6 protein-coding genes and 1 riboswitch are annotated in these 6,175 nt (G+C 46.2%); of the genes, 2 read left to right on the top strand and 4 right to left on the bottom strand.

What is annotated here, in order from left to right:
• Positions 1-353 precede the first annotated feature (353 nt).
• Positions 354-803, top strand: coding sequence for an RNA recognition motif domain-containing protein (locus ACVA58_RS23900; RefSeq protein ID WP_446512792.1), 450 nt, complete (start codon positions 354-356; stop codon positions 801-803).
• On the opposite strand, the gene murI is transcribed toward ACVA58_RS23900, so the two are convergent.
• From murI to ACVA58_RS23885, 3 genes are all read right to left on the bottom strand, one after another.
• Positions 775-1,560: a glutamate racemase gene (gene murI / locus ACVA58_RS23895; RefSeq protein ID WP_446512791.1), complete on the bottom strand. Its 786-nt coding sequence runs from the start codon at positions 1,558-1,560 to the stop codon at positions 775-777. The two genes, ACVA58_RS23900 and murI, sit on opposite strands and share 29 nt — an antisense overlap.
• A gap of 81 nt (positions 1,561-1,641) precedes the next feature.
• Positions 1,642-2,304, bottom strand: a complete 663-nt coding sequence (locus ACVA58_RS23890; RefSeq protein ID WP_446512790.1) for a Dph6-related ATP pyrophosphatase — start codon at positions 2,302-2,304, stop codon at positions 1,642-1,644.
• A 50-nt stretch (positions 2,305-2,354) separates the two neighbouring features.
• Positions 2,355-4,202, bottom strand: a complete 1,848-nt coding sequence (locus ACVA58_RS23885; protein WP_446512789.1) for a TonB-dependent receptor domain-containing protein — start codon at positions 4,200-4,202, stop codon at positions 2,355-2,357.
• A 39-nt stretch (positions 4,203-4,241) separates the two neighbouring features.
• A riboswitch (cobalamin riboswitch) is annotated at positions 4,242-4,467 on the bottom strand.
• Between the two features lie 146 nt (positions 4,468-4,613).
• Here ACVA58_RS23885 and trmA point away from each other — a divergent pair.
• Entirely contained in the window at positions 4,614-5,720 is a 1,107-nt protein-coding gene (gene trmA, locus ACVA58_RS23880; RefSeq protein ID WP_446512788.1) for a tRNA (uridine(54)-C5)-methyltransferase TrmA, read from the top strand.
• Between the two features lie 63 nt (positions 5,721-5,783).
• Here trmA and ACVA58_RS23875 read toward each other — a convergent pair whose 3' ends face one another.
• Positions 5,784-6,155: a YijD family membrane protein gene (locus ACVA58_RS23875; RefSeq protein ID WP_446512787.1), complete on the bottom strand. Its 372-nt coding sequence runs from the start codon at positions 6,153-6,155 to the stop codon at positions 5,784-5,786.
• Positions 6,156-6,175: the final 20 nt, after the last annotated feature.

Here is a 6,175-nt window from a genome sequence, read left to right as displayed (position 1 = left end):
TTCATTGATAATTCTTTTGTTGACTATCATTTCACGAGTGCCCACACAGATTGCATGGTCAAATTGTTAAAGAACAATACTGATTGGTTAGCGGCTTAAGTTGCCGTTCTCCGTGTCAGTGAGGCGGCATTATAGAGACTTGAGTCACTCTGACAAGGGTTTTCTTTAAAAAAAAAACCACCCGACGATTATTTCTACTAATGTGAGATAAACGCCTCTAATTTCAACATTAGAGGGGCGTCACACTCGCTAGCTAGCAATTACAAGTCAATGAAAGTAATATCAATGTGACTTTGTTGTTAAAATAACCAATAACGCCTTCTTCTTTTTTCTTATGACGATGTAGTTAACTTATGAAATTATCCAATCAATCTCTTAAACCGATTCTCGCAATCGCCATTGTTGGGGGCTTAGTATTCAGTTTTCTCCCCATCTATCCCGGTATTGCCTTTGCACTTGGAGCGATTTGTACTGCTTTTATCCTGCCTCTTATACCAACTCAATTCTCATCCGAAGAGCCAAACACAGCCCAAGCCAGTAAAACCCTTTACGTTGGCAACCTGCCCTATCGGGCCAATGAAAGTGAAGTAAAGAAGTTATTCTCTGAGCATGGTGAAGTCTTTGCTGTTCGCTTAATGAAAGATAAGCGAACAGGAAAAAGGCGTGGATTTGGTTTCGTTGTTATGAGCAGCAACGATGCTGGCAATGCGATTGCACAATTAAATGATAAAGAATATGGCCAACGCACCCTGAAAGTCCGTGAAGCCAATGAGCCTAAGGCCGGGGATACTGAAGAGTCCTAACTGGCGATAGTTTCATTTCTGCCAAACTTTTATTGAGTGCCGCGGTGTTATTACCAGCGGCACTATTGTATGTAAGGTTAGGCTCAGCACTGGTTTTTGTTATTTCTCCCAGCAAATCCTTCACCCTATTTGCAATCGCCCGTCCAGAATCGACAATAATCACATCACCTTTGATCGCTTCAATGATTTCATCTTTAATTAATGGAAAATGGGTACACCCCAACACCACACAGTCCACGTTACCTCGCCATAATGACAAAATGCCTTCAAGTTCGGTAATTGAAATCGGCTGGCCACGCAGCTTTTGTTCTGCCATTTCAACCAACCGTGTTGATCCCATTCTTAGCACTTCACAATGACTGGCAAACTGGCTAATGAGCAGGTCGGTATATTCGCGCTGCACCGTGGCTGGTGTTGCCAATAAACCAATTACCTTTCGCTGACTAAGCATTGCCGCAGGCTTTATTGCCGGAACCACACCAACAACAGGGATAAATAAGAACGCACGTAATGTAGGTAGCACAATAGTACTGGCGGTATTACAGGCAATCACGACTAAATCGATAGCATGGCGCTCGACCAACAGAGAAACAATATGGCGGGTTCGCTCTATGAGCTCTTCTTCTGGCAATTCCCCATAGGGAAAAGCTGCATCATCAAATGCATAGATATATTGAACGTTAGGTAATTGCGCATATATTTCCTGATATACGGAAAGTCCACCCACACCGGAATCAAAAATCAGTACCCGCTTCACTCTCACTCTCTGCCATGTCACTCACAAGGGGCAACATCATACTGCGAATTGAAGGCTTCCCCCAAATAACAGAGGTTATTTTTAAGTTAGACAATAGCGCTGATAATGAAAGCGACTCTGTCTTTCTATCTCCGTTAACTCAATATTCAATACCCCACGAAAGCATGGCGCCTTGACCACTAAAGTATGAAACTCGCCATCCTCACCACACGGGTCAACTTCAGCAGGTAATGAAAAAATAAGCTCGCTGCTATACCACTGACCACAGAAGACACCATCTAGCTGACTGGTATCTATTGTTGTTAATATGGTTTGGATACCCCGCTGAAGTATTTCATTGGCCAATGCACTGCTCTCTTCTCCCATCAAAGGGAAGACGCACTGCCAGCCTGCAGGTTCGATATAGCTGCGACGATAATCGGCAATCCCATTACAGAACATATCACCAAAGGCCACGGCCTCTACTTCCAAGTCACTACTACGCAACCCATCAATAACCAGTAATTGGTAGACCTCATTTGGCGGGAACACCTCTGGTAAGGCTATTTCTACTAATGGTAGACCGGTTAAGGCCGCTTGAGCTCGAACCACCTCTAATGGCGTGGCTTGGAAAGGGACTTCGTCTTCAACATAGGTGGTATACAACCCCACCACCTTATAACGGGGATCTTCCAGCAAGCGGATCAGGGTTAAAGTTGAGTCTTTGCCAGAAGACCAGCTGACAATCGTTTTTAATGGACTCATGAGAGTATGGCTCCATAAAAAAAGCCACCAACCGGTGGCTTTATTATTTTTTAAAATTGATAAGAAACCGTGGCGTAGTAGCTACGCTCTTGGACGTTGTAAGTCTCCTTAGCAACATAATCCTCATCAAACAAATTAGCGACTCGACCCCGTAGAATTAAGTTGTCATTCCAGTAGTAGCTTGCCGCCAAGTCAACCAAGGTATAAGCATCCAAACTCTTGGTATTCGCCGCATCATCGTAGCTCTTGCCTTTGTATAGCGCACTTACATCAAACTGCCACTGGTCAAACAAGTAGGAGACATTCCATTTAGCGTTATGTTTAGAGCGGCGTATCAGTTGTTTATTGGTACTACTATCTTCGGCATCCAAATAGTCATAACTGATATCGTGGTAGAGCGGCCCTGTATTGAATCCAGCGGTTAACTCAAGTCCCTTAATCTCCGCTTCATCCACATTCATGGGGATCCAATCACTAAATGGATTATTCGGGTCAATCGGCGCCCATGCGATGAGTTGATCGATGTCAGATTGGTAGGCTGTTACTCGCCAGTCTAACAATTGGTGTGTGCCAGATAATGACACTTCATAGTTGGTTGACTCTTCTGGCTTAAGGTTAGGATTACCGGAATCTGGCCAATACAGGTCGTTGAATGTCGGCGCCTTAAACGCAGTGCCGACATTGGCTGAAATCTGATAGTTTGTCAGGAAAGAATAAGCGGCTGCAGCCTGCCAAGTGTTATTACGGCCATAGCTATCATTATCATCGGTCCTTACGCTGCCCTCTATTTGCAAGCCCGCATCATTACGGTAAATAGAGGTAAGGTACAACGCAGAGTTGTCACGCTTATCTTGTGAGAAGGTCGTTGTACTATTTGAAACCGAATCGCGATACCACTCAACGCCACCGCCGAACTCCAGTTCAGAGTTCAACTGGTAGTGATTTTGCCAATTCACCACATCCCGTTTGGTTTTGATCTTACTGCCTGCACTTATATCACTGAAGTTACGCGCTTCATCTTGATTCTGAGCAACAGTCAACTCGCTAATAAAGTTGTCATTGCTATAACCCGCCTTAGCAGCCACATTATACATAGAGGATTCACTTTGGGCGTTTGGAGTTGAAATGAAGTCCCCCGTTGTGAAATCGAAATATCCATCATCGTATTCACTTTCACCGTCATGGTAGTAACCTTGCAGACTGATTTTCCAGTTCTCATTCAAGTTGGTACCAATTTCAGCTACAACATTACGATTTTTAAAACCGTCATCATCTTGCTCATACGGCTGCTTTCGGGCGGAAAATCCATCCGCTTGCTCACCCTTGAGGGCGATTTTACCCCAACTGTTTTGCCCTAGCGACCCAGCGACAGAGCCTCCGAATTGGTAATATCCATCACTGCCCGCTCCAGCACTAACCTCCGCCAACGCTTCACCCGGTTGATAAGCCGTAATGATGTTCAGCACGCCACCTACAGCATCAGAACCATAAAGTGCCGCTCTGGAGCCTCGGATAAACTCGATACGCTCAATCCCCGTCAATGGTATTTGGCTAAAGTCAGCACTACCCAGTGTCGCACTGCCAATTCTTACGCCATTTATCATCACTAGTAGGTGACGCGAAGTCGTGCCACGAACATAAATTTCTGTGCTTTGGCCATATCCACCAGAAACCACCTGTACCCCTGGCAAGCGTCGAAGTACCTCTGCCATGGACTTGGCTTGAATGGCATCAATTTCTTCTTTGGTGACAACAGAGACAGGGGCAATCACATTTTTGACAGATTGCTCAAATCGGTTGGCGGTTACGACCATCACTTCATCAGACGAAGTCTCGGCGGAAACCATAGACGGCAGGCACAAGGGTGCCAACGCCACTGCTAAAAGCGTTTTTTTCATTATTTAGATACCTTAAGTCGCGTTCATTCCTGAGCCACTGCTTGGCTCGGTACACTGGTCGGTCTTCGGACTTAAGAGCTTGGCCGGACGGCCACCTAGGCAACAACTTCCCACTTCAGGCATCTGTATTGCACAGATTGTAGAAGCAGTGTTCGGAACTGAACGTCCATGTGCTTTCGTTCTCTATCACCGCTGCGCGTCAGTCACGGAATTTCACCGTGTTCCCCAGCCTGCAAGCAGGCTAACCAGCGCAATTGCATGCTAATTATCCTACATCTTAATGTCTAGCGGTTATTGCTTTGAGCGCAAAATAACGGTTGATTCACGATTTTATCCGGCACAACACTGGACATCGGTCAACAATACAATAAAATCTGGCGCTCTTATTTTGAGCAGTTTGAGGCAACCTCTATGGCATCCACCAATATCAATCCAGCTGAGTACCAACCACAGCTAGATGAAAAAGCAGCGCGTATTCAAAATATCTTTGCTGATTTTGATACACCTGAGCTTGAGGTGTTTGCCTCTCCTGCCGAGCACTACCGTATGCGTGCCGAGTTCCGGGTATGGCATGAAGGTGAAGATCTTTACTACGTTATGTTCAACCAAGAGACCCGCGAGAAGTATCGCGTTGATCAGTTCCCGGCAGCCAGCCGTTTGATCAATGACCTCATGCCTCTTTTGGTTGATGCGCTAAAACCGGTAAAAGCCCTACGTCACAAACTATTTCAAGTCGATTTCCTATCTACCCTCAGCGGAGAAATTCTGGTTTCCCTGCTATACCATCGCCAGCTAGATGCAGAATGGGAGACAGAAGCCAAGGCACTGAAGCAACGCCTGAATGACGAAGGGTTCAAACTGAACTTTATCGGTCGCGCACGTAAGCAGAAGATTGTCCTAGACCAAGAGTTCGTTCTCGAGAAACTGCAGGTTAATGAGCGTGTGCTAACGTACAAGCAAGTGGAAAACAGCTTTACCCAGCCAAACGGCGAAGTGGCCCAAAAGATGCTGGAGTGGGCGGTTGATTGTACCCAAGAGAGCCAAGGCGACCTGCTTGAGCTGTACTGTGGTAACGGTAACTTCTCATTGGCACTGGCCAAGAATTTCGACCGAGTACTGGCCACCGAGCTGGCAAAGCCATCTGTTGATTCAGCCCAGTACAACATTGCCGTGAACAATATCGACAATGTCCAGATCATCCGCATGTCTGCCGAAGATTTTACCGAGGCAATGGAAGGGCGCCGTGAGTTCCGTCGCCTGAAAGATCAAAATATCGACCTGCAGAGCTACAACTGCAACACGATTTTCGTTGATCCACCACGTTCAGGTATGGATGAAGGTACCTGCCGTATGGTGCAAGGTTACGAACGTATCATGTACATTTCATGCAACCCAGATACGCTCAAAGAGAACCTCGAGATCTTATCTCAAACGCACCGTATCACCCGTTTCGCCCTATTTGATCAGTTCCCATATACCCATCACATGGAAGCAGGTGTTCTGCTCGAGCGTAAATAACCCAATCAAACACTAAAAAAGGCGCCAATCGGCGCCTTTTTCTTTATGTCACGACAGCAGCAACTACGCTTCTGGTTGTGCCTTTGGTGTCATGATTCCCAGTTTGTAAGCGACCCAGAACAGAAGGCCCAGCGCTAGGATCAGTGGTAGGAAATTTGAACCCATATCCGGTACTTGAGCACGTACAAATGCCGAATAGCCAAACGCGCCCACGAGGAAACAGGCAAATGCAATCGCAGGTGTGCCTTCGGCCATCGGCTTGCTCAGGTATTCCTGATACAGGCAGTACAGCGCCATCGCAAACGCAATCACAGGGAAGATCGAAAACGCCACCGCGCTTGAGGTAAATACTGCCAGTGTAGCGTTACCACATAGGCCAGCCAGCAATGACAATACTAGCGTTTTACGTTCAGCTTTAGTTTGTTCCTTGTTCATATCCTTTCACCAACATAATA

This window comes from Photobacterium sp. DNB22_13_2, from assembly GCF_052873915.1.
This window is presented reverse-complemented; position numbering and strand designations above follow the sequence as displayed.

Bases quoted from the DNA above. Each gene is read 5' to 3' on its own strand.
- ACVA58_RS23900 (WP_446512792.1), top strand. From the start codon at position 354: ATGAAATTATCCAATCAATCTCTTAAACCGATTCTCGCAATCGCCATT.
- ACVA58_RS23890 (WP_446512790.1), bottom strand. From the start codon at position 2,304: ATGAGTCCATTAAAAACGATTGTCAGCTGGTCTTCTGGCAAAGACTCA.
- ACVA58_RS23885 (WP_446512789.1), bottom strand. From the start codon at position 4,202: ATGAAAAAAACGCTTTTAGCAGTGGCGTTGGCACCCTTGTGCCTGCCG.
- trmA (WP_446512788.1), top strand. From the start codon at position 4,614: ATGGCATCCACCAATATCAATCCAGCTGAGTACCAACCACAGCTAGAT.
- ACVA58_RS23875 (WP_446512787.1), bottom strand. From the start codon at position 6,155: ATGAACAAGGAACAAACTAAAGCTGAACGTAAAACGCTAGTATTGTCA.